This is a genomic window from Psychrobacter proteolyticus, from assembly GCF_038155145.1.
Classification (GTDB): domain Bacteria; phylum Pseudomonadota; class Gammaproteobacteria; order Pseudomonadales; family Moraxellaceae; genus Psychrobacter; species Psychrobacter proteolyticus_B.
Genome location: NZ_JBAKAY010000002.1, coordinates 53963 through 77594, shown reverse-complemented (window position 1 = coordinate 77594; position 23632 = coordinate 53963). Strand labels below are relative to the sequence as shown.

Sequence of the window (23632 nt, the reverse complement as noted above, 5' to 3'; positions counted from 1 at the left end):
GTTTAAGACAATAATGAGACATCATGACGTCCGATAATACTAGAAAAATCTTTATCACCATTCTCTACAGTATGTGAGGCATATAACTCTGTTGCTTTAGCACCCATTGGCGTTTCTACTTCAGTGTCTTGAGCAGTTTGCATCGCAAGGTTTAGATCTTTTTGCATCAATTTGCTCATAAATCCGCCTTGATAGCCATTACTAGAAGGCACATTTTCCATGACTTTTGGATAAGGGTTATAAACTTCTAGTGTCCAGTTACGCCCTGAGCTTTGTAGCATGATGTCTGATAGCACTTTGGGGTCTAAGCCGTTCTTGACGCCTAGATTAATCGCTTCTGCCGTGCCTGCCATCAGAATACCTAACAGCATATTGTTGCAAATTTTTGCGACTTGTCCTGCGCCGTGCTCGCCAGCATGAAAGATATTTTTCCCCATCACGGCAAGTATTGGCTCAGCCTTAGCAAAAGCGGCATCGTCGCCGCCGATGATAAAGGTCAAACTACCAGCAACTGCCCCGCCTGTGCCACCAGAGACTGGCGCATCTAAAAATTCTATACCAAGCTTACTTGCCGCCTCTGCTACTTTCCTTGCATCAGCTGCCGCAATCGTACTACTGTCAATAACAAGCGTGCCTTTTGGTAACTCTGCGAGCAATCCATCAGAGCCACTATCACCTAAATATACAGAATGTACATGCTGACCTGCAGGTAACATACTAATCACGACTTGAGCATTACTTGCAGCGTCTTTAGGACTTTTTGCGACACTAGCCCCTGCTTGCTTCAAGCGCTTAGTAGCTGTCTCAGACAAATCAAAGACAGATAACGCGTAACCTGCCTTTAATAAGTTCTCTGCCATTGGCGCACCCATATTACCAAGCCCAATAAAGGCAATATTTGGTTTAGAGTTATTATTATCCATCGTACTTATATTCTTTGTACCCATCTCATCACTCCTTGATGATTTATGATGTAGCCATGACTACATTCTGTCTTACATTGTTTATTAGTGAATATTACTTATTATAAATGTCGTTCTTTCACGCCCTAGTATACTTCTTTAAAATTTTATAAAACGGCTAACCGTCCTACTTAATAGAGTGCTTTTAGGCAATTAGCCGACATACTGACTACCCAAGGCATCCTTACCCAGCCAATCGCCCAAAGGATGCTCACCTTTTGGATAAGGGTTGGCAAAGTGCTTATCGATATACGCCTGCCCTTCTATACTGAGACAGTCTGCTAATGAACGCGACCATTTAGGACTTCTATCTTTATCAATTAATAATGCTCGCACGCCTTCTTTGAAATCAGGATTGGCCGCGCAGTGTACTGCGACGTTGGTTTCTAAATACAGTACTTGTTCGATCGATAGGTCAGCGACTTTATAATAGAGCGCGTAGGTCAATGCTGCTGTCACTGGGCAACCATGCCGATAGGTTGCAACTGCTCGCTGAGTCCAGCTGTCTGCTGCAAAGTCTTGGTTTAGCTGTGCGAGCGCAGTATCGCTTTGTAGCAACCCATCGATATCGACCAGACCGCCACTATTCATCAGTTGCTGAATAGGCTGCCAGTAAGTTGCAAGCTTACTATCAGGCAGTTCGGCAATAGGTAGTTCAGCAAGCGCACGACTGACAATACTATGCGCATTATTATCATGGCACTTATTTGAACTGCTAGTGTTATCTACCGTTCGCCAGTTGCTCTGTTTGAGGCGCTGCATGACGGCATTATAGTCATGACTAGCAACGGCATACTCTGCCAGATTGGCCAATAGCGCGTCACTGCCATTACATATCGCGCCAGTTAGACCTAAAAACAAACCCGTCTTAGCAGGCATACGCTGCAAAAACCAACTACCAGATGCATCAGGGAACAGTCCAATTGTGACTTCAGGCATGGCAAAGCGCGTACGCTCAGTGACTAGACGATGGCTACATCCTGCCATCAGCCCCATACCGCCGCCCATGATGATGCCATCGCCCCAAAGTATTAATGGTTTCGGATAAAAATGCATTTGACGATAGAGACGATACTCGTGACTAAAAAATTCAGTGGCATACGGGTTTGGCATTGGTGCACTGGTAGACATGCTGTCATAGAGCTTACGAATATCGCCGCCCGCACAGAACGCTTTATCCCCTGCACCTTTTAATACAAGCGCAACCACTTGATCATCGGCTTGCCATTGCTCTAACTGCGCTGAGAGCAATTGACACATATCAACGCTGAGTGCATTAAGTGATTTGGGTGTATTAAGTGTCACGACCCCAATCAAATGCCCGCAATCCGTCGGTTCAGTATTGAATAACACAGGTGCTTCTTGTTTAGTATCGTTCGTCGCTGTCATAGCTGATGTCATAAAAGTGACCTACAAATTAGATAATAAAAATGGCTCAATTGTTTTGACTGCTGTTTATTTGTTTTGCCAATTGGGTTTACGCTTTTCTAAAAATGCTTGTACCCCTTCGCGCTGATCTTTGGTATCAAACAACTTCACGAAAGCTTCACGCTCATGGATGAGGTTCTGCGCAGGCGGGGTGTCTCTAGCCGCTTGAATAAGTTGCTTGGAATAACTGACGGCGACGGGTGATTGCTTAGCGACTTTTTTTGCCAAGGCCTGAGCGACTTGCAACCCTTCGCCTTTGGCCGCGACCTCTTCAACCAGACCGATACGCAATGCCGTATCTGCATCGACCCGCTCACCGCACAGTATCATGCGTTTTGCCCAACCTTCCCCTACTAACATAGGTAGGTTTTGCGTGCCACCAGCACATGGCAATAATCCTACGCCTGTCTCTGGTAATGCCATCTGTGCGTGCGCTTCTGCGATACGGATATCACATGCGAGCGCACACTCTAGTCCGCCGCCCATCGCATAGCCATTGATGACAGCAATACTGACACCGCGATAGGCAGATAGCGCTTCAAATGCTTCACCAAATGCAATCGCCATACTTATTGCGCGGCCTTTATCGCCGTCTGAGAAGTTGTTTAAATCTGCACCAGCTGAGAAGAATTTTTCGCCATCTCCATGCACGATTAATGCGTAGACATCGTCGTTGGCATTGAGGTCGGTGATGAGCTGCTTAAGCGCATGCAAACTGTCCATCGTCCATGTATGTGCCGGTGGGTTATTCAACGTCAATGTTGCGGTATGGCCATCAATTGATAGCTTTAGGTTTGTATAATCTGTCATAAAACATCCTTGTTTCAGTAAAGCGATATAAATTAGCGCAGTTGACTTAACCCTTCATCTTGCAAGACCTGACGTGAAATAATCACTCGCATGATCTCATTGGTACCTTCCAAAATTTGATGCACACGTAAGTCTCGTACATGGCGCTCAAGCGGATACTCATTTAGATAACCATAGCCACCGTGTAACTGCAGGGCTTTATTGGCAACATCGAAACAAAGATCCGTAGATAGACGTTTAGCCATTGCGCAGTAGGTAGACGCTTGCCCATCATTGTTATCGACTTTATCAGCTGCTAGATAAAGCATTTGTCGCGCGCTAATGGTCTGAGTCAACATATCAGCAAGTTTAAACTGTACCGATTGTAAGCTAGCAATCGGACTACCAAATTGACTGCGCTCTTGCACATAACTGGTTGCCGTCTCTAGTGCAGCCTGTGCCGTACCTACCGCACAAATACCGATATTAATACGACCACCATCTAGTCCTTTCATCGCGATACGAAAACCTTGGCCTTCCTCACCTATCAGGTTTTCTACTGGTACTTTTACGTCTTTAAAACTGATTGTCCGTGTCGGCTGTGCTTTCCAGCCCATTTTGTGCTCGTTTTTGCCATATTCGATACCAGCACTATTGGCGTCTACGACGAACGCTGACACGCCTTTTGGCCCAGCACCACCAGTACGCGCCATCACTACCAATACATCGGTTGAGCCTGCGCCAGAAATGAAGGTTTTTTCACCGTTCAGTACGTAATGCTCGCCTTGCTTCTCCGCTTTGGTACGTAAGGAGGCTGCATCAGACCCTGCATTGGGTTCTGTTAGACAATAGCTGCCAAGCCACTCACCGCTGACCATGTTAGGTAGATATTTTTTGCATAGCGTATCGCTGCCATATTCACCAATCATCCATGCGGCCATGTTATGAATACTCATATACGCTGCTACTGCTGTATCACCCCATGCAAGTTCTTCGAATACCATCGCTGAGTCGAGTCTTGGTAGGCCTAAGCCGTCATATTCTGGATTGGTGTACAGTCCCAAAAAGCCAAGCTCACCAGATTTTTTAATAACATCTATTGGGAAGTGCGAGTTGCGATCCCATTCGGCAGCATTTGGCTTTAGCTCTTTTTGCGCAAACTGACGGGCGGTTTGGCGAAAGGCGACTTGGTCATCGGTCAATGAAAAATCCATAGGGTCATCCTTGTTCTTATAAATCAAATAGAGGGCTTAAATCTCAGATAAACGTTAATAAAAGCGTTAGTAAAAATGTTGATCAGAGATTTTATAAGACATTAGCGCGACATGATAGCGGCATAACGATAATAAAATTGCGTTTAATAGTACCGCAAGTCGCATTATCGTCATACCGAAAACACAAAATGTCATACTGAAACAACAATGAGCGGACGATTAAATTGAAATCGTCGTATTAACACCGCGGCTCGCTTCATCATCGAACCAACGTGCAGTCACTGTCTTTGTCTGAGTATAGAACTGTACGGCTTGCTTGCCATAAGGACCTAGGTCACCAAGCTTGCTGCCACGTGACCCTGAGAATGAGAACATTGGTAGTGGCACAGGGATTGGCAAGTTAATACCGATTTGACCAACTTGAATGTCTTGCTGGAATTTATGTGCAGCTGCGCCTGACTGGGTAAATATCGCGGTGCCATTGCCATGTGGGTTGGCATTCAGTAGTGCAATCGCTTCATCTAAGCTCGCAGCACGCATGATACACAGTACAGGACCAAAGATTTCTTGTTGATAAATTTGCATATCACTTGTGACATTATCAAAGATAGTTGGGCCAACAAAGTTACCCTTTTCGAACCCTTCAACGGTAATTCCGCGACCATCCAAAATTAAACTCGCACCCTCTTCTACCCCAGTACCAATCAAATGCTCGACACGGGCTTTTGCAGCAGGCGAAATTAGTGGTCCCAAATCCTTGTCATTTTTCCCAGCTGATACGACCAAGCTTTCTGCTTTTGCTTTAATCTCATCAATCCACTCACCTGCTGCGCCTACTAGTACGACGACTGACAGCGCCATACAGCGCTGCCCAGCTGCGCCAAATGCTGCGCCTGCTAGCTGATTGAGCGTCTGCTCTTTATTGGCATCTGGCAGGATAACGCCATGGTTTTTCGCGCCCATCATGCACTGGGCACGCTTACCTGATTGGCTAGCACGCTCATAGACGTGTTTGCCTACATGAGTAGAGCCGACAAAAGAGACAGCTTTGATATCTGGATGGTCGCAGATAGCATCGACGGTTGCTTTGCCACCATGTACTACGTTTAGCACGCCTTCTGGTACGCCCGCTTCAATCGCTAGCTCTACCAAACGCATAGTCACCATCGGATCTTGCTCAGACGGTTTTAGGATAAATGTGTTGCCCGTAGCAATCGCCATTGGGAACATCCATAGCGGAATCATCGCTGGAAAGTTGAATGGCGTAATACCAGCACAAACGCCGAGTGGCTGCCAAATACTATAAGTATCGACCCCTGACGCAACGTTTTCTACGAAGTCGCCGATTTGCAGATTGGCAATACCAGCGGCATGCTCGACCACTTCTAGGCCGCGGAACACATCACCGCGTGCATCAGCAATCGTCTTACCTTGCTCTGCGGTCAAGATTTCTGCCAACTCATCCATATGATCACGAATCAGAGACTGATACTTTAAAAAGATACGCGCACGCGTGGTAATTGGCGTTTTTCGCCATGTCTCAAACGCAGTCTGTGCAGCTGCGACTGCTTGATTAATCTCATCATTGGTGGTTTGCGGAACTTTGGCAATGACTTCTTGCGTCGCTGGATCAGTGATATCAATCCATTCGTCAGTGTTTGATTGTACGAACTGACCATTGATAAGCTGTTGAACGTGGTGCATAAGATATCCTTATCTTTTTTGCGAGACTACCGTGTGACGGCACCTAGATATTTATTAGAAAAATAAAAGCGATGGGTATTTATCTATAAAACATTATTAAAAACTGAATTTTAAAATGATTTATTTTGTATCGTTATTGACTATAACAATAAACCATTTTTACGGTCAAGTTCTTTATCGAATTTTTATATAAGTTTATTTTGATGGCACGTGTTTCTATGAAAATGGTTTAAATAACAAAAGCAAAAAAGCCCATGATGACTCATGAGCTTTTTGAAGTTAACCTGACTTTCATACCTAATGAATAAAATCACTGGTTTGTACGACGTTGATTTCTACCAATCAATAATCTTTCATCGCCTGCTTGATCGCATCAATAGCGGTTGGGTTATCAAGCGTTGACATATCTCCTGTCGGTTGGTTTTCCGCCAGAGCACGAATTGAGCGACGTAAGATTTTTCCAGAACGAGTTTTTGGCAGTGCTTGCGGGAAGTAGATAGCAGCTGGTCGCGCAATACCGCCCAAAGATTTTACGACAGCGCCTATCACTTGCTGCTCGATACGGAAGCGGTTTTCGGTGGTTTCAATTTGCGTCTGATCTTTTAGGACACAGAATGCAATAGGTAGCTCACCTTTTAGCTCGTCTTGAATACCTACCACGGCACACTCTGCCATCTCTGGATGCGTACTGATGGCCTCCTCAATCTCTTGTGTGCCTATACGATGTCCTGCGACGTTAATCACGTCATCTGTACGACCTAAGATGTAGAAATAACCCTCTTCATCTGTCACTGCATAGTCCGAGGTTGAGTACTGCTGACCATCAAACAGACCAAAATAGCTGCTGATAAAGCGCTCGTCGTTACGCCATACTGTAGTGAGACAGCCAGGCGGTAGCGGTGCTTTAATTGCAAGCAATCCTTTTTCGCCAGCCTGACAAGGATCGCCCGTTTCCTCATTGATGACATGCGCTTCATAGCCATACATCGGGTAACCAGGTGACCCCTGCTTGTGCGGCTTATGATTGAACTTTGGTGTATGACTCAAGATTGGCCAACCAGACTCTGTTTGCCAATAGTGATCTAAAATTGGTACGCCTAGATGCTGAGTCAACCAACTAGCCGTTGATTCATCAAGCGGTTCACCTGCCAAAAAGAACGACTTCACACTGGAGACATCGTAACGCGTCATCCAGCTTTCGTCTTGTTTTTTAAGCATGCGCACGCCTGTGGGTGCGGTGAATAAAATATTAACTTTGTTAGCTTCAACGATACGCCACCAGATACCTGGGTTTGGCATATGCGGCAAGCCCTCATACATGATACTGGTCATACCCGCCAGTAACGGCGCATAGATCGTATAAGAGTGCCCGACGGCCCAACCAATATCAGATATCGCCCAGAACGTCTCGCCAGCCTTACCGTCATAGACATAGTCTATCGAGGTCGTCAGCGCGACGGCATGACCACCTGTATCGCGCTGCACCCCTTTTGGTGTGCCAGTAGTGCCAGAAGTATAAAGCAAATAGGACGGGGTATTTGACTCAAGCCAAACTGGCTCCACGACTGCATTGGCCTCACAGCTATGACGACGCTCGGTCGCATAATCAACATCGATCGCTTTGGTTGCAAATGGCAATATACCGCGATTGACAACCAGCACATGCTCTGGCTTGACAGTCGCTTGCTCGACGCCTTGATTGACTAGGTTTTTATAATTGACAACCTTACCGCCACGTAGCCCTGCATCTACCGTAATGACCATTTTGGCCTCGGCATCATCCATACGGATAGCCAAGTTATGGGCGGCAAACCCACCAAACACAACTGAATGGACGGCACCAATACGAGCACAAGCCAGCATGGCATAAGCCGCTTCTAATATCATTGGCATATAGATAATGACACGGTCACCCTTGCCAATACCGTGACGCTGTAGCACATCGGCAAAATAATTAACTTCTTTATACAAGTCATTATAAGTCAGGCGACGCTTGGTATAGTCTGTATAAAACTCAACGTTATTGCCGAGATCTTTAAACGAATCAACGACTGCTGGAAAGGTTTCTATCAATTCTTGATTAATTTCTGATGACACCCACACAAAAGCATCTTGCTCTGCACGGTCTGCCAGATGACGATCGACACAGTTATAGCAAAGATTGGTCTCACCGCCGACAAACCATTTGGCAAAAGGCAGATTACTGTCATCTAGAATTTGCTCAGGCTCTTTATGCCAATAGATACGCTTCGCCTGCTCAGCCCAAAACTGCTCTCGATCCGTAATAGACTCATGATAAATATCAGCGAAGTTTGGCGTGTCTGTCATTTGGGTAGAAACTGGGGATTGGGAATGGTCGCTCATAGTAGCTGTCCTTAGCATAAACGAGAAATGAGGCAATAGTACTTTATAGTTAAGGCACTCAATAAGTTGTAACGGTACTCACCTCGCGCAACATACTATCTGCGTGCAACTGGCTGATACCAACTCTAAAATACTTCAACTATAAAAAACCCTGTCTTAGTAAATACTGGTCATCCTTGCCAGAATTAAAAAACCGATACGATATGTATCGGTTTAAAATGTAGCAGAGCCTATCGGAAAGGTCAACTATTAAGCGTGTAATACGCACTAAATTTTGACGAATACAAATACTTGAACATTTAACTAATACTAATACTAAATCTCAGTTTGATTGGCATACATCTTACGCATGGCTTTTTTATCATGCTTACCAACGGAAGTTTTTGGCAACTCATCTACGAACTTAAACTGACTTGGCACGCCATATTTAGGAATAATACCTCGCTCTACTGCTTTCTCTGCCAGTGCTTTGATATCGTCAGCACTGGTGTCCTTAGCATCAGGCTTTAGCACTACCAATGCGAGTGGACGTTCGCCCCACTGCTTATCACGTACCCCAATCACTGACACATCGGCCACTGACGGGTGTAGTGATAAAATGGTCTCAATCTCTAGTGATGAAATCCATTCACCACCTGATTTTATTACGTCTTTTAAGCGATCGGTGATTTTGATATAACCATCAGGACGTATGTAAGCGATATCTTGGGTATGCATATAGCCATTTTCCCACAGCTCTTTGCCAGCGTCGTCATTTTTAAGATAGCTTTGGGTCAACCAAGGCGCGCGTAGTACCAGCTCGCCTGTATTGTCTGGCCCAGTTCCCACTGACTTGTTGCCTTCACCCCATACCTGAGCATCAACCATAAGCACTGGCTTACCTGTCATACAACGACGAGCAATGTCTTCTTCTTCAGTCATTTCAGGCTCATCGAGACTAAAACCCGTTAAGCTAATAAGCGGGGCGGTCTCTGACATTCCATAACCTGTATAAACCTCAATGCCTTGGGCCATCGCCGTTTTGGCTAGACCTTCGGTCAATCTTGAACCACCAATAATCATCTTTAGACCATTAAAGCTGGCGTCACGGTCTTGTGCTTCTTTGAGCACCATTTGCAAAATCGTTGGTACACAATGGGTGATACTGACCTTTTCATTGACAATTAAGTCCATCAACATATCAGGCGCATAACGACCTGGATAGACTTGCTTTAGACCGACCATCGTTGCCGTAAATGGAAAACCCCATGCATGCACATGGAACATTGGCGTCATCGGCATATAGACATCACCATAGCTCACGCCTTGCTTATCAGGCAGCATACCCAAGGTTGCCGCTTCTGCTAGTGTATGTAGCACTAGCTGACGATGGCTAAAGAAAACCCCTTTTGGATCACCTGTCGTGCCTGACGTATAAAAGGTCGTCGCAATGGTATTTTCATCAAAATCTGGGAAATCAAATTCGCTATTAGCAGCTTCTAATAGCGCTTCATACTCGCCTGTGACACGGCTTTGATTGCTACCAAAGATACCTTCAGCAGTGACACCATTGTCATCTAGCCAGATAATATGCTCAATACTTGAATTTTCAAACTGATAGTCTTTAACCAATGGCGCAAACTCAGAGTTGAGCATGAGCACTTTAGGCTTGGCATGGTTGATGGTATAAAGGATTTTTTCAGGTGATAAACGAATATTGACGGTCTGTAAAACGTACTCTGACATTGGTACGGCAAAATAAGACTCAAGATAGCGATGACTGTCCCAATCCATGACGGCAACCACATCACCTGCATCAAGCTTTAAGTCTGCCAATACATTAGCCAAGCGATTGATACGCTCAAACAACTCTTTATAAGTCAGGCGCTTTTTGTCCGCATACACAATCTCTTGATCTTGCGATACCGTTTTTGCACGGCTTAATAACTGCTTGACCAGTAATGGATAATCGTAGGCAGATGGTGCACTGTGGTAAATGTTTGACATAGATCTGACTTCCTTGTTTGTCGTACTTATAAGGGATAAGTAACAATAATAATCAAGTTAATAGCAGCATAAAATCTACTGCGCTAACTATTTTAATTTTTATAATAACATCGTTATTGATAGTAAGAAAAAAGCGACGCTGTGTAAAGCGGTCTTACATTAAGTATCATAAGATAGCTAACTAAACATATGCTACATCAGACAGCCAATCACTTTGCCCGTACTGTGGTTTTAATCATTCCAAAACTGGCTATTAATAACGCCAATACTTGCACAAACAATAACAACCATACGGTAAGAGACCACTGCCCTCGCGCATAAGCTATGCCACCCAGCCATGCCCCTAGCGTACCGCCTGTATAGTAGCCCATATAATATAGACCCGAAGCTAAAGAACGACCCTTTTTCACATTGACCGCTATATAACTAATAGTCGCTGACTGCGTAATAAACACACCAGATGACATGATAGCCAGTCCTATAATCACCCCCCATAATGGCGTGACCAAAGTTAATAACAATCCAACCATAGATACGACGATAGCCACCCGTACTGTACGCGCCGATCCAAATCGGCGTAGCAATGTCGTAGATAATGGCGTGATAATAACACCAAGCAAATATACTGCAAAAATATTGGCGAGCGCACCAGTACCAAGTTCATAAGGCTTATCTGCCAAATGTAAGTTGATAAAAGTGAAGCAGCCTACAAGGGAGAACAGTACGCAAGCGCCAAGCAGACATGCTGTTACCACATAGCGATTGGTGACATGCTCACCTAGCGTCTGTATCGCTGAGCGAAAATTAGGATTGGCCACAAAGTGACGAGACGATGGTAGCATCTTGCCGACCCATATTGCCCCCAATAGAGTCATCGCCGTCATCACATAGTAGCCATGACGCCAGCCAATCAGCTCATGCAAATGCCCTAACAAGAACCGACCCATAAAGCCACCAAGCACGCATCCTGACACATAAAAGGACATCAGCTCAGTCATTGCCCGGCCCTCAAACTCCTCACCGATATAGGCAATTGTCACCACCGTAATCCCCGGTACAGACAATCCTTGCATGAAGCGCCAAATGCCGACCCATTCAATGCTCGAGCTCTGGGCGATGAGCGCTGTTGGTATCGCCAAAAACAATAAAGCGCCAACGATAAATGACTTGCGCCCGACTGCATCTGAGAGCATACCCAAAAATGGTGACATAATGGCGATTGCCAACACAGTAGCACCAACGATCATGCCAGCCTGTACTTCGGTCGCAGCAAAGTCCACCATCATGACCGGTAGTACTGCCTGAATAGAATACACTTGCAAAAAAGCAAACATACCTATCAAACCAATTGTGAGCTTCAATATCCACGACGTTGAATGATTGGATGTGACTGGTGGCACAGCTGTTGTATCTTGAATCTGATCTTTAGAATTATTCACAGGGGATCTGACTATATTGGTTATACCATGACTGCAAATAATAACCGTCACTGGCGTGGATGATAGAGAGAAATAACGGTGATTTATGCTAAATGTATAAGCAAAAGCACCGTTATTAAACGATAAATGCTCATCATAATGACAAGCAAATTATGGTAGCACATTCATCAATATACTCAGGTTTAAAAGTGTTATTGCCACTTGATAGATTCTTTATTCGGGTACGAGATTATCGTAGAAAAACTTGACTAGGAATTATATTTCGACTTGAGACGGTGAAGACAGTTTTCGACTCGCAAGGTCAAGATCAACGTTACGTTTATCGCATATAAAGGATAGTATGGTTAGATGCTATTGACGCATTTGCTACGCATTTAACTGCTTTAACGATTGATAACAATGACAGTTAACAATCACTACCTACGTCTATCTTTTCTAATCTGGAGACGTGCACGACCACACAACCTTTTAAAATACAATTTACTATGACAAAAAATATGATGCTTCCAAAACTTATGATCGCAATGAGTACATTGGTTTTCTCTACAATGGCTGTAGCAGAAATAACTGTGTCCGAAACTAAGGTTAAAGGTCTCAGTCCAGTTGGATCCACACTCGACGCTACAAACTCACTAGCGGCAGTAGACTGTATAAAGGATGACACTATTACTGCTACTGAGCTCATAAAGACACGCGATAATGGTCCGTTTTCTGTAAAGTCCAAGCACGTGAGTCGCCAATCTGCCAATGGCTTTGGTGGCGGTACTATACACTATCCAACGGATGCGGCTAACTGTGGTCTGCTAGGTGGTATCGCGGTAGTACCAGGTTACGTGTCTTATGAGTCTTCTATCAAATGGTGGGGACCGCGTTTGGCCTCTTGGGGATTTGTCGTTATTACTATTAATACTAGCTCCATTTACGATAACCCAGATAGCCGTGCTGAACAATTGAGCGCGGCTCTCGATCATCTCATCGCTGATGAAACAGTGGGGCATATGATCGATCCAAATCGTTTGGGTGCGATTGGCTGGTCAATGGGCGGCGGCGGTACGCTACGATTGGCAACTGAACGCAGTACGGTGCAAGCCATCATTGCACAAACACCCTATCACGATACGAGCTATGGCGCGATGGATACGCCTGCTCTATTCATCGCTTGTGAAAATGACCGTATCGCCCCGAATAAAAAATATACCAATACCTTTTATCAAAAAGCTGACGGTCCAAAAATGAAGGTCGAGATTAATAACGGCAGTCATTTCTGTGCAAGCCATCGTTTTAACGAGAAACTATTAAGTAAGCCTGCTATTTCATGGATGCAGCGTTATATTAACGGTGATACCCGTTTCGATAAATTCTTATGTGGCAATGAAAACTATAAAGATAACCCTCGTATCTCAGCCTATGATTACGAAGACTGTTTATAAGCTACTTTCAACCCTACTTACGAAAGGAAAGACAGCTTTCACTGTTAATAATGACATTTGAATAACAACTCTTTTTTATTTTTACACATTTACATTGCTTCTATCTTTTTTCTTACAGACTTTACTGCCATAAAGATTAATAATCGTATAGTCAATTATCTATAAATTGGATACGGTATCAGGCTCGTTTAGTCTACAACTTGTAGTGCTTTCACTCGCCTTCCTTGTATCCAAATTATATTGAACTGATTATAGCGTGCTACAAACAAGTAAAACGATTGAATAAATGAACGCTTAAGGAGCAATGTTGATGACTGATGAGATGTATGATTTGGGCGCAGGGTTCTGGAGTATTCGAGGCTCATTTATTAAAAATGGCATACTTGATATTGGTGTTCAATGTGCGCTCATAAGACTATCATCAGGACGGTTTATCTTTTTAGATAGCTATACATTAACTGGTGATGTGCGTCAGCAAGTCATGGCATTGACCAATGACGGTCAAAATGTCGAAGCTGTCCTCAATGTTCATCCGTTTCATACAGTACACTGTGCTCAAATGGCCAAAGACTTTCCGCAAGCGACGTTTTATGGCAGTAGCCGACATCCAGAGCAAGTACCTGAAGTCAATTGGGCAGATGACTTGGTCGAAAGCGATGCCATTGCTGCACGCTACCCTGAACTCAAATTCTCTATCCCTCAAGGCATTCATTACATCTCACCTGACGAGACGGTTCATGCCAGCTCATTATTGGTCTATCATCCTGCTAGCCAGAGCATTTATGTCGATGATACCTTTGAGATACCCCCTTCCAAGTTAATAAATGCCGTGCAGCCTAACCTAGGCTTACACCCTACTACCAAAAAGGCACTCAAAGATGAGCCAAACGTAGCTAAGCATTATTGTGATTGGGCAGTAGAGCTGGCAAATGAGTGGCGTGATGTTCGTCATTTTTGTGGCGCACATTCAGGCTTAGTGGTATTTGAGGAAGGTCAGTTTAAGACAGCACTTATCTCAGCGATTAATCTGGCTCGCCCTGAGCTTGAAAAAGCATAAAAACAAGCATAAAGGCGTAAAGAGTTAGAACACATACCATTAAAACAACTCGACAGATGAAGCTTACAGTGAAAAAGTAGCTTTGTTTTACTTACATATTTTATTTTATTTACTAGACGAGGAAAACTATAAATGACTGATCACATTCATGATTTAGGCGCAGGATTTTGGAACATACGCGGAACATTCCGTCTCGGTGGCGTGTTAAATATCGGCACTCAATGCTCGCTAGTCAAGCTATCATCAGGGAAATTTATCTTTTTGGACAGTTACGCCCTAACGGGCAATGTTCGAGATGAGGTTATGGCATTGACCAATAATGGTCAAGATGTTGAAGCGGTGCTAAACGTACATCCGTTTCATACAGTCAGCTGTGCTCAAATGGCCAAAGACTTCCCGCAAGCCACCTTTTATGGCAGTAGTCGTCACCATAAAAAAGTACCAGAAATCGATTGGGCAGATGACTTGGTAGAAAGTGACGTAGTTGCTGCACGCTATCCTGAACTTAAGTTTTCAATGTCAGAGGGCATTTATTATATCTCGCCCAATGAGATGATTCATGCAGGTTCTTTATTGGCTTATCATCCTGCCAGTCAAAGCTTGCACGTAGATGATACTTTTATGAGTCCACCAACGAAGCTATTAGAAGCTGTATTGCCTGAGCTAATACTGCATCCTACGACTAAAAAAGCCCTGAAAAACGAGCCAAACGCTGGCGCGCAATATTGCGACTGGGCGACTAATTTGGCTTATGAATGGCGTGACGTACGCAATTTCTGCGCTGCGCATTCTTATCTTGTTCAGTTCAAAGAAGGTGGGTTTGAAAAAGCACTGGTGAAAGCCGTCAAGAAAGCACGTCCAAAACTAGAAAATGCCTAATTTCTCACACCTTAGGCAAACATCTTTGATAAACATAAAAACGGGTCGCTATTACTGTATTTACTAATGTAGCGACCCATTTTTTGAGCCAATGACTTTATAAAACATGCGATTATCGAAACTTATTATCGAAACAGCAATGTCGCCAACTCATCTTCATTGTTAAGAATATCTGCTAATGTATAACGCTCAAGCACATTAACAAATGCGGTGAGCGCTTCAAAAAACACGCTTTTTAGCTGACAGGCTGGACTAATCACGCAGCCTAGTGATTTATTCTTTTCTTCCTCAATGAACGTCACTGGCAAATCTGCCTGATGAGCACTCTTCTCACTATCTTTATGAGACGTTGGTACGGCAAAGCACTCTACCAAATTAAAATCAGGCTCTATCTGTTTGATCAATACGCCCAAATTAATATCTTTAGGCGCACGTGCTAATCGTATGCCACCGTTTTTGCCGCGTACACTTTCTATATAACCAAGCTGACCCAGCTGATGAATAATCTTAGTCAAATGACTTTTGGAAATACCATAACTATCAGCAATATCGCTAATATTAGCCAATAGTGATGGATCTGGTCTCACAGCCAAATAAATCAATGAGCGTAGCGCGTAGTCACTATAATTGGTCAGTCGCATGTACTTGCGCTCCTATTTTCATAAATTTTATATATTAAGCTAGGGCGTGTCATCAATTAGATTATGAGCATTAAAATAAGATAAATTGATGCTAAATAAGGAAAAGTTCGCAGTGAATATGAACATATTGACAAGAACTTTGACACAGTTTAGCGAAAATTTAGCCATTTTAAGGCCATAAATTGCATCAATGTACTAATTGATGACACGCCCTAGATAAAGTAAGTCGCATTTTTGGTAATAACGTTTAGACATAGCATTTGTAAACAGTATCGTTAGCCCGCTTTAACCAAATAAACCATCAGGCCGAGGACGTGCCAGCATGGGCAGATAACTGATGCAAAATAGCACAAAACACGCAATCCAAGCACTTTGCGCCACCATAATCCACATTAGGTAATGATTCATATCTACTAGCGGTAATAGTACGCGGCTGATAAATACTAAGACCATCAAACCGTACATAACGCTTACCGTTTTTGGCGGTTGATGAATACTGCGACCCGTATGTCCCAGAGATACTCGAGTCATCATTGCTAACGTCATCATACCAATACCAGCAACTGCCAGTCCATGCATAGCAATGCTGTGCGGATAACCGAGCCAAGGCTGTAGTGCATACAATAAGAAACTCAAACACATACCTAAAAATGCAATATACAACGACCAAAGTAATGGTTTTTGCCAAATACCGTGATGATACCACCCTATCAGACGAACGATATTAATCACTGCCACGCCAAGTGCAGTAATCGTTAAAAAATACTTATTTGGATAAAATACATCACTAATAAAAAAGGCGCAGAAAAATACTAAGCTTGCGATATCTTGTGTCTTACTATTACGTAGTTTAATGGGTTCTAACGTTTCCATATCTATACTGAGACCACGTTCGATAAAAAATGGTACTACGCGTCGACCAATCGTTAGCACTAACCCGATGATCAAATAGAACCCAAAATAAATGCCTATCTTGGTTGTGTTCATATCAGCATTGATAATTCCCCAATAGCAAAGTCCGTTGCCAAAGGTCAGCAGTGCCAGTTTTGCCAAGATACCCATTTGCTTGTATTGCTTGACTTGTAATACCGCGCGGAATATCACATATGTCATCGAGGCGATAAATACCACATCAAAAAAAGCTGCTATATATAGCCACGATATACTATCACCTATGAGCGTTATGCCAAGCCCAAAACCCAACCAGCTCAGACGTGCCAGCAACCAACAGACAAAGATACCTAGCAGCTTATAACCATGCGGCATCATTACCCCTGTCCATGTCTTGACCGCGGTTAGCAAGAACCCTGCTACCACTGCCAAGGCATAACCATAAACCATTTCATGGCCATGCCAGTATAACGGGTTCAAAACCTGTGCATCGATATCCGTGTGACCAGTAAACACAAACGCCCATAGCAGCATCGTTACTACGGCAAATAGCGCAGCAGTACTAAAAAATATGCGAAAGCTTAAATTAAGGATAGGATGCGGAGAGCTTGGTGGTTTGCTAGGTAACTTGATAGATTGCATAGCCATCTTCTTAGAGGAATATAGATGGCTTTGATTATAACATTCATTTAAAATGTATGTTATCGTTTATACAACAGGTTTTAACATTGAAGATAGTTGTGGAGGTAATTTATAGACGTAAAAAAGCATAGAATGTAAGAACTATAGATAATTAATTGTACCAAAAAAAATTCATAAATTTAATATAGTCCATCTTTCTGAGCAATTGATAGATATGCTAGCTTTAAATTCTCATCTGCTGGTTTAAATGTTTGAGTCGAGTTGGCACTTACTTTTATAGTTGCAGAGATAATGCCACCGATAGTTACTACAGGGACCGTAGAACCAGTAAAAGCTGTCGCGACCACATCCATTACTATACCCTCAACTATTTTGTCACGATAAAGATTGAACACAGCTGATAAATTGTGTTTCTTAAATAATTTAAAGCGTTCAAGCGTAACTCTATCTAGATCTTCTATAGATTTTGTAAGTTTATATACAGCTTTTTTTGATGCTAAACTTTGATCAGGAGAAAGTAACGCTTGCTCGTAAACTTCATCTAAGTATTCATGAAGTGCAATAAATTCATTTTTTCTACGTTCTTTGAAATCTAAGATATCGTAAATATTAACTTCTCCTGTGGGAACAGGAAGGCACGCAGCTAGATCAATACGCAGAGTATTCCTTTCTTCGCTATAGTTATCTAAAAGAAGACATTCCTCTCCAAACTGTTGAATAACCCAATCTATACCTTTATTCTCTTTGACTAAGGCTTCGGCAACTTTACTTTGGCAAGAAAGCATCGCATCTGTATCAATCAATCCAGACAGTTGAACTGAGGGACGCTTTATAGCTCCAGCCAATATAAATGCTTCTTCTTGAGGTATGCCTATATATACGGCATTATTAGCTGGAATAACTACCTCATCCCAGTACAGAACATAATAACGCAGCTCGTCTATATTGAGGCTTCTTTCCATCTGAAATCCTCTTGGCAACCTATTTATGATACCTGGCGCAGCTATTATTCCTCTTTTCAAGTACTTGTCCTTTTCAAAGTTTATGTTAATTTTTATATTTTAGCGACTTCTTGCGTAGAAAGTCTAATGTAAGTAATGGAATTTATTCGAATTTCTATCATGACTATGGGCGGTTCCTAGTATTGGCGTAAAGCGGTACTTACAACTGTAATGCCGCGATGACTAACGATACGACCACTATCGCCGTGACATATTGTCTAATTTTAAAATATACATCGCTAATAATCTGCGCTCGATGAAGATTGTAATCGATAACTAGCAGGCTTATAAAACCAATCACTAATAGCCAAATAAAGCTACTGGCTGATAAGATTAAAAACCCAAGCCAAAGGCCAAGCGCAAAGATATTGCTATACAGTGGGAGCCTAACAGCCCACTTATTGTCGTCAGCCAAACCTAAATGATTGCCCCAATGCGCGCCTGCCATAAATGATGCAATCACTAGCCCATAAGCACTTAATACATCGACTACTGAACCAAGTACAGGCACGGTAACAACGTCTATCATCAGCAAAAATGCACAGGCGATAAACGGAATAGCACCTGCAAAAGTTAGATAAGGACTGGGCTTTTTCATTGTTTAAACCTATCTTATGATTACTCTAATAATAGCTATCACCTGTTGAGTGGGAGTTTGCAACATACATTAATCGCTCTTTTGAGGATTGCCTTGCCACTGACGGATAAACTCACCATTTGGATCGTATTGCTGGGTTTGCTTGTCTAAATTAAACTGCCTGCACACTCTTGGGTCAGCACCGACGCCTGCCAGATATTGCCAATTGCCCCAATTACTGCCGACATCATAATCAACAAGATGTTGCTCAAAGTAAGCTGCCCCGTAACGCCAATCAAGCCCTAACTCATGGATAAAGCAGCTGGCAACCAGTTGTCGTCCGCGATTCGACATGTAACCTGTCATGCACAATTGGTTCATACAAGCATTGACGATAGGATATGGTGTCGTACCATTTTTCCATTGCGCTAACAGATTTTCGTCCAATTGAGTTGAAGGCGCGTGCTGACTGATGCCCTTAAACCAAAATAAATTTTGCCGATGGGTCACAGCATACCAATAGAAATACTCACGCCACAGCAGCTCAAACCATATCCAGTAGGTAGAATCATTTGCGATGATATCGCGCTCATATCGACGCAAACGATTTAATATTGTGTTTACAGATAGCGAACCGTTTGCAAGCCAAGCGGAAAACTTTGTGGAATGCGCCCACTCATCTAGCGCGTTTCGTGTGGTTTTATAAGTGCTCGGCGCATCAGAATCAAAATAGCTATCTAAGTGATTGAGACCATTTGACTCTCCACCTATAAAACTGGATGGCGGCTGCGACGGTTTATCACGCTCTGCCTGATTAGACAACTGCGATTCAAAAAAGTACTCGTCCCTACTCTGCATATTGTCAGGCAATGGAGCAAGTGTTTCTGGCGTTGGAGAAATGGCTATATCTTTTTCTGCATGCAGCAAATCACAATCGGTTTCGATTTGTTTACGAAACTGTGTAAAACTTTTGGGTAATCTCTCTAGCGGTAACTTATCAAACAAAGTCGCTGTTGTATGTATATGCCACTGTATCTCTGGATATTTCGCCTGTAGAAGCTCATATACTTTGTTTTGATTATAATCTGCCGTCTGGCTGACGCAGATATCTGTCACTTGTTGCTGCGCTATTAGATCACTCAACTGAGTAAAGACGTCCAATGCTTCATCGCCTTTCTGTAAATACAGCAACCTATTACCCCGCTGAATCAATGACGCATTTAAATCAGCCAAGCTCTCATACAAAAACTGCTGGCGGGCTTGACCCATAGCCTCATAACGATAGGCGTCGTAATGGTCTTTATCGTCTAATATATCTGTCAACGATGACGCATAAACCAATAGCAGCTTTCCATCAGTGGAGATTTCAGATGCTTTCAATAAAGTGGCATTGTCCGCCACTCTTAAGTCATTATGAAATAGCACCAATGTGACATTATTGTTCGCTAAGTTGTTCGCCGCTTGATTTGACATACTCTATCCTTCTAGCTATTTAGCGCTAATTTATTATTTTTAATCTTGAAATATCATATACAGTGTAAAAAATCCTTAGCATTCAACTATGATGCGAGCCTAACACTTGTAAGGCAATGCGCTCAGCCCCAGAAACCACTTATAAACATTGACTCTCATATGTCTGACTGCTTAAATGGCTTACCTCTAGGAGAACACCATGACTCAAAATAATACTACGACTGAAGAAAATAAATCAGATGAAAAGCGTAAACTTATCAATCGATTTTTGATGAGATTGACAAAGGAACAGCCTCAAATGTATTACGCGACTACCTCTGAGATATCACGGAGTATTCATACCATGATAAAAGAGCATACCAATCGCCTGTCAGTAGAAGAGCAAGCACTGGTAAGACGGATGACGATGGAAGAGATTGAAGGGTTACTTGGTTTTCATGCCAGATAAGAGATTGACCAACTTCAAATACGTCATTATCAGTAAGTTGCCAAATGACACACAAAAAAAGACCGCTATCAAAGCGGTCTTTTTTATTAGCTATTAGCATTCTATTTTAGGACAATTAGAATGGATATTCACGTGGCTCATTTTGCATTGAGATCCAATGTGTTCTAGTGAACTCTTCTAGTACCCACTCACCGTTAAAGCGACCGATGCCTGAGTTTTTCTCACCACCGAATGGCGTATTGCTTTCATCATTGACTGAGATGTCATTGATATGGGTCATGCCAGCTCTGATACCGCGAGCAAAACGTAGACCTTTTTGCATATCAGCAGTGAACACCGCGCTAGACAGACCATACATAGAGTCATTGGCAATCGATAGTGCGTCGTCTTCGTCTTTAGCACGAATGATACCAACCAATGGTCCAAACACTTCATTGCGTGATAGATCCATTTCGCGAGTGACTTCGGTAAAGATGTGTGGCGGTACGACTTGGCCTTCAATCTCGCCACTGAGTATCATTTTTGCGCCTTCTTCCTGCGCTTTAGCGATTTTTTCTTTGAGCGATTTAACTTGTTTTTCGTTGATGATTGGGCCAACAGCAGTATCTTGCTTATTAGGATCACCGACGTTCAATGTTTTGACGTGTGCTAAGAAACGCGCTACAAAGTCATCATATATCTCGTCTTCTACAATGACTCTGTTAATTGCGATACAGATTTGACCTTGATGTAAGAATTTACCAAAGGCGGCTGCTTTTACTGCTTGCTCAATATCAGCATCTTTTAGTACCACAAATGGACTGTTGCCACCCAATTCAAGCGCCACTTGTTTGATGTATTCACCACCATTGGCCAACTCACCGATATGTTTGCCCACTGAGGTCGAACCTGTGAACGACACTAGACTTGGCGCTTTGTGTTCAACGATTGCATCGCCTATCTCACTACCTGAGCCGACTACGACATTTAATAGACCTTTTGGTAGACCTGCTTCTTCAAATACTTTGGCCAATAGCAAACCACCTGTCACTGGCGTATCACTAGCAGGCTTAAGTACCACGGCATTACCAAGCGCTAGGGCTGGTGCAATAGAACGCTGCGTTAAATGTAGTGGGAAGTTCCATGGGCTAATGACAGCGACAACGCCGATTGGCTCACGATAAATGAAATTTTCTTTGCCAGGAGTATTCGATGGACGAATCTCACCATGGACACGGTTAGGGAATGTCGCTGCTTCAAGGGTAATCGCGCGCGTCGCACCGAACTCGACCATGGCTTTGATACGGGTACTGCCCGACTCTTTGATTAGCCAATCGACGATTTCTTCTTGGCGCTGATCGAGTATGTTGACCACTTTGTATAATACAGCAGCACGTGTTGCAGGCGTTTGCTTGGCCCACGCTTCTTGAGCTTGGGTTGCAGCGTCGTACGCTTCGTTTAACTGATCCTTGGTCGCTTGCTGGATCTCTACAAGCGTATCACCGTTGTATGGGTTGGTATTGGTGTTTGTGCTATCGTCTTTACCGGTTTGCCATTCACCAGCGATGAACTGCAAATGGAAGTCACTGTATGCATTCGTAGTATTGGTTGACATAATCATCCTTATTTTTAATTTGTTATGTTAAGTATTGGTTTTCGATTATTAAAATAAAATTGTTAAGTCGGCGATATCTTAATGAGAAAATATCTGGCAGGTAGTAAGTCTGAAATCGTTACCAAGCTATTAATCAATAGTCATCAATTAAAAAAAGCTCTAATGAAAAATGATCTTTAGCAATAAATACTAACGGTAACGGATAACAACAAAACCTACCTTGCTAGACGACTGGTCTAATGCTACCATAGCTACTAATAAAACAAGACTATTTTGTCAGTGAATATTGTTGATAAAACGTAACACATATAACTATATCCTATTACAATACGCCATCAACGTGACGTTCAAATGAACGCTAACTGTTTTAACTGACTATCTAATGCATACGCTAATACAAGCAACTACTAAGGGAGATAATCCTGTTTATGTCTAATACAGACGCAACGACACCAGATACTAAAGCTCATTTACTTGCCACTGGCTACCAATTAATCGCCAAAAAAGGTTTTACCGCTGTTGGTCTAAAGCAAATTTTAGATACAGCAGGTGTGCCAAAGGGTTCTTTTTACCATTACTTTGCTTCTAAAGAAGCCTTTGGTGAAGCCATCATTAATCATTACTTTAGTTTATATAAGACTCGGTTGGATGTCATCGATGCACAAGATGTCAGTGCGCAGCAAAAACTATATGATTATTTTCAAAACTGGTATGACACCCAGCAGAACGGCTGTGACCATGAAAAATGCTTGGTAGTGAAGCTCAGCGCAGAGGTAGCTGATATGTCAGAAACCATGCGTAAGGCACTCGATACTGGCTATCAGCAGACGACCATGTGGCTTGCTAAGCAGATCAAAGCCGGCTGGCTCGATGAGTCCGTACCTCGCCATGATAATATCTCAGCTGAGAGTATGGCTAAGCGTTGGTATTTTGCATGGCTTGGCGCAAGCTTGATTGCAAAGATTAGCCAAACCAATACCCCTTTAGCAGAAATTTGGCAGATGACCACGACCCAAATGGGACGCTAATTGTTAACTGTTTGAATTTCTATCGACTGCACCTCTAGCATAAGCATTAAGGCATATTGAATATTCATAACGCTCATAGACAGTA

Annotated in this window: 19 protein-coding genes; 5 read left to right on the top strand and 14 right to left on the bottom strand. The window is 43.0% G+C overall.

Annotation, left to right across the window (positions count from 1 at the left end):
* Positions 1–2: 2 nt before the first annotated feature.
* From mmsB to V6252_RS02795, 8 genes are all read right to left on the bottom strand, one after another.
* Positions 3–947 carry a 3-hydroxyisobutyrate dehydrogenase gene (mmsB, locus tag V6252_RS02830; RefSeq protein WP_341609201.1) on the bottom strand — a complete coding sequence of 315 codons (945 nt, stop codon included), beginning with the start codon at positions 945–947 and terminating at the stop codon, positions 3–5.
* Between the two features lie 168 nt (positions 948–1115).
* Positions 1116–2363 (bottom strand): enoyl-CoA hydratase/isomerase family protein, encoded by a 1248-nt coding sequence (locus V6252_RS02825; RefSeq protein ID WP_341609200.1) that lies wholly within the window; start codon positions 2361–2363, stop codon positions 1116–1118.
* A 54-nt stretch (positions 2364–2417) separates the two neighbouring features.
* Positions 2418–3200 (bottom strand): enoyl-CoA hydratase, encoded by a 783-nt coding sequence (locus V6252_RS02820; RefSeq protein WP_341609199.1) that lies wholly within the window; start codon positions 3198–3200, stop codon positions 2418–2420.
* Positions 3201–3232: 32 nt separating this feature from the next.
* A complete protein-coding gene (locus tag V6252_RS02815) occupies positions 3233–4393 on the bottom strand; it encodes an acyl-CoA dehydrogenase family protein (RefSeq protein WP_341609198.1) in 1161 nt (386 codons plus the stop codon).
* Positions 4394–4612: 219 nt separating this feature from the next.
* Positions 4613–6097 carry a CoA-acylating methylmalonate-semialdehyde dehydrogenase gene (locus V6252_RS02810; protein ID WP_341609197.1) on the bottom strand — a complete coding sequence of 495 codons (1485 nt, stop codon included), beginning with the start codon at positions 6095–6097 and terminating at the stop codon, positions 4613–4615.
* Positions 6098–6439: 342 nt separating this feature from the next.
* On the bottom strand, positions 6440–8461 hold the full coding sequence (locus V6252_RS02805) for a propionate--CoA ligase (protein WP_341609196.1): 2022 nt from the start codon (positions 8459–8461) through the stop codon (positions 6440–6442).
* 315 nt (positions 8462–8776) lie between these two features.
* A complete protein-coding gene (locus V6252_RS02800) occupies positions 8777–10447 on the bottom strand; it encodes a fatty acid--CoA ligase (protein ID WP_341609195.1) in 1671 nt (556 codons plus the stop codon).
* A 209-nt stretch (positions 10448–10656) separates the two neighbouring features.
* Positions 10657–11847, bottom strand: coding sequence for an MFS transporter (locus V6252_RS02795; RefSeq protein ID WP_205963293.1), 1191 nt, complete (start codon positions 11845–11847; stop codon positions 10657–10659).
* Between the two features lie 563 nt (positions 11848–12410).
* Here V6252_RS02795 and V6252_RS02790 point away from each other — a divergent pair.
* From V6252_RS02790 to V6252_RS02780, 3 genes are all read left to right on the top strand, one after another.
* Positions 12411–13316 carry a dienelactone hydrolase family protein gene (locus tag V6252_RS02790; protein WP_341609194.1) on the top strand — a complete coding sequence of 302 codons (906 nt, stop codon included), beginning with the start codon at positions 12411–12413 and terminating at the stop codon, positions 13314–13316.
* Between the two features lie 310 nt (positions 13317–13626).
* Positions 13627–14373, top strand: coding sequence for a hypothetical protein (locus V6252_RS02785; RefSeq protein WP_341609193.1), 747 nt, complete (start codon positions 13627–13629; stop codon positions 14371–14373).
* A gap of 132 nt (positions 14374–14505) precedes the next feature.
* The gene (locus V6252_RS02780; protein ID WP_341609192.1) at positions 14506–15252 is read left to right on the top strand and encodes a hypothetical protein; all 747 of its coding nucleotides are present in this window, start codon (positions 14506–14508) and stop codon (positions 15250–15252) included.
* A gap of 125 nt (positions 15253–15377) precedes the next feature.
* On the opposite strand, the gene V6252_RS02775 is transcribed toward V6252_RS02780, so the two are convergent.
* The 5 genes from V6252_RS02775 to V6252_RS02755 all read right to left on the bottom strand — a co-directional run bounded on the left by V6252_RS02775 (position 15378) and on the right by V6252_RS02755 (position 20477).
* Positions 15378–15893 carry an Rrf2 family transcriptional regulator gene (locus V6252_RS02775; protein WP_341609191.1) on the bottom strand — a complete coding sequence of 172 codons (516 nt, stop codon included), beginning with the start codon at positions 15891–15893 and terminating at the stop codon, positions 15378–15380.
* Positions 15894–16178: 285 nt separating this feature from the next.
* Entirely contained in the window at positions 16179–17426 is a 1248-nt protein-coding gene (locus tag V6252_RS02770; protein WP_341609190.1) for an NnrS family protein, read from the bottom strand.
* 179 nt (positions 17427–17605) lie between these two features.
* A complete protein-coding gene (locus tag V6252_RS02765) occupies positions 17606–18388 on the bottom strand; it encodes a DUF6236 family protein (RefSeq protein WP_341609189.1) in 783 nt (260 codons plus the stop codon).
* A gap of 199 nt (positions 18389–18587) precedes the next feature.
* Positions 18588–19025: a DUF3429 domain-containing protein gene (locus V6252_RS02760; protein ID WP_341609188.1), complete on the bottom strand. Its 438-nt coding sequence runs from the start codon at positions 19023–19025 to the stop codon at positions 18588–18590.
* Between the two features lie 69 nt (positions 19026–19094).
* Complete coding sequence (locus tag V6252_RS02755; protein ID WP_341609187.1) at positions 19095–20477, bottom strand: DASH family cryptochrome; 1383 nt, start codon at positions 20475–20477, stop codon at positions 19095–19097.
* 199 nt (positions 20478–20676) lie between these two features.
* On the opposite strand from V6252_RS02755, the gene V6252_RS02750 reads away from it, so the two are divergent.
* Complete coding sequence (locus tag V6252_RS02750) at positions 20677–20925, top strand: hypothetical protein (RefSeq protein WP_057760515.1); 249 nt, start codon at positions 20677–20679, stop codon at positions 20923–20925.
* A gap of 115 nt (positions 20926–21040) precedes the next feature.
* On the opposite strand, the gene V6252_RS02745 is transcribed toward V6252_RS02750, so the two are convergent.
* Entirely contained in the window at positions 21041–22519 is a 1479-nt protein-coding gene (locus V6252_RS02745; protein ID WP_341609186.1) for an aldehyde dehydrogenase family protein, read from the bottom strand.
* A 428-nt stretch (positions 22520–22947) separates the two neighbouring features.
* On the opposite strand from V6252_RS02745, the gene V6252_RS02740 reads away from it, so the two are divergent.
* The gene (locus tag V6252_RS02740) at positions 22948–23547 is read left to right on the top strand and encodes a TetR/AcrR family transcriptional regulator (RefSeq protein WP_057760518.1); all 600 of its coding nucleotides are present in this window, start codon (positions 22948–22950) and stop codon (positions 23545–23547) included.
* Positions 23548–23632: the final 85 nt, after the last annotated feature.

Bases quoted from the DNA above. Each gene is read 5' to 3' on its own strand.
- mmsB (WP_341609201.1), bottom strand. From the start codon at position 947: ATGGGTACAAAGAATATAAGTACGATGGATAATAATAACTCTAAACCA.
- V6252_RS02825 (WP_341609200.1), bottom strand. From the start codon at position 2,363: ATGACATCAGCTATGACAGCGACGAACGATACTAAACAAGAAGCACCT.
- V6252_RS02820 (WP_341609199.1), bottom strand. From the start codon at position 3,200: ATGACAGATTATACAAACCTAAAGCTATCAATTGATGGCCATACCGCA.
- V6252_RS02815 (WP_341609198.1), bottom strand. From the start codon at position 4,393: ATGGATTTTTCATTGACCGATGACCAAGTCGCCTTTCGCCAAACCGCC.
- V6252_RS02810 (WP_341609197.1), bottom strand. From the start codon at position 6,097: ATGCACCACGTTCAACAGCTTATCAATGGTCAGTTCGTACAATCAAAC.
- V6252_RS02805 (WP_341609196.1), bottom strand. From the start codon at position 8,461: ATGAGCGACCATTCCCAATCCCCAGTTTCTACCCAAATGACAGACACG.
- V6252_RS02800 (WP_341609195.1), bottom strand. From the start codon at position 10,447: ATGTCAAACATTTACCACAGTGCACCATCTGCCTACGATTATCCATTA.
- V6252_RS02790 (WP_341609194.1), top strand. From the start codon at position 12,411: ATGAGTACATTGGTTTTCTCTACAATGGCTGTAGCAGAAATAACTGTG.
- V6252_RS02785 (WP_341609193.1), top strand. From the start codon at position 13,627: ATGACTGATGAGATGTATGATTTGGGCGCAGGGTTCTGGAGTATTCGA.
- V6252_RS02780 (WP_341609192.1), top strand. From the start codon at position 14,506: ATGACTGATCACATTCATGATTTAGGCGCAGGATTTTGGAACATACGC.
- V6252_RS02775 (WP_341609191.1), bottom strand. From the start codon at position 15,893: ATGCGACTGACCAATTATAGTGACTACGCGCTACGCTCATTGATTTAT.
- V6252_RS02770 (WP_341609190.1), bottom strand. From the start codon at position 17,426: ATGCAATCTATCAAGTTACCTAGCAAACCACCAAGCTCTCCGCATCCT.
- V6252_RS02765 (WP_341609189.1), bottom strand. From the start codon at position 18,388: ATGGAAAGAAGCCTCAATATAGACGAGCTGCGTTATTATGTTCTGTAC.
- V6252_RS02760 (WP_341609188.1), bottom strand. From the start codon at position 19,025: ATGAAAAAGCCCAGTCCTTATCTAACTTTTGCAGGTGCTATTCCGTTT.
- V6252_RS02755 (WP_341609187.1), bottom strand. From the start codon at position 20,477: ATGTCAAATCAAGCGGCGAACAACTTAGCGAACAATAATGTCACATTG.
- V6252_RS02750 (WP_057760515.1), top strand. From the start codon at position 20,677: ATGACTCAAAATAATACTACGACTGAAGAAAATAAATCAGATGAAAAG.
- V6252_RS02745 (WP_341609186.1), bottom strand. From the start codon at position 22,519: ATGTCAACCAATACTACGAATGCATACAGTGACTTCCATTTGCAGTTC.
- V6252_RS02740 (WP_057760518.1), top strand. From the start codon at position 22,948: ATGTCTAATACAGACGCAACGACACCAGATACTAAAGCTCATTTACTT.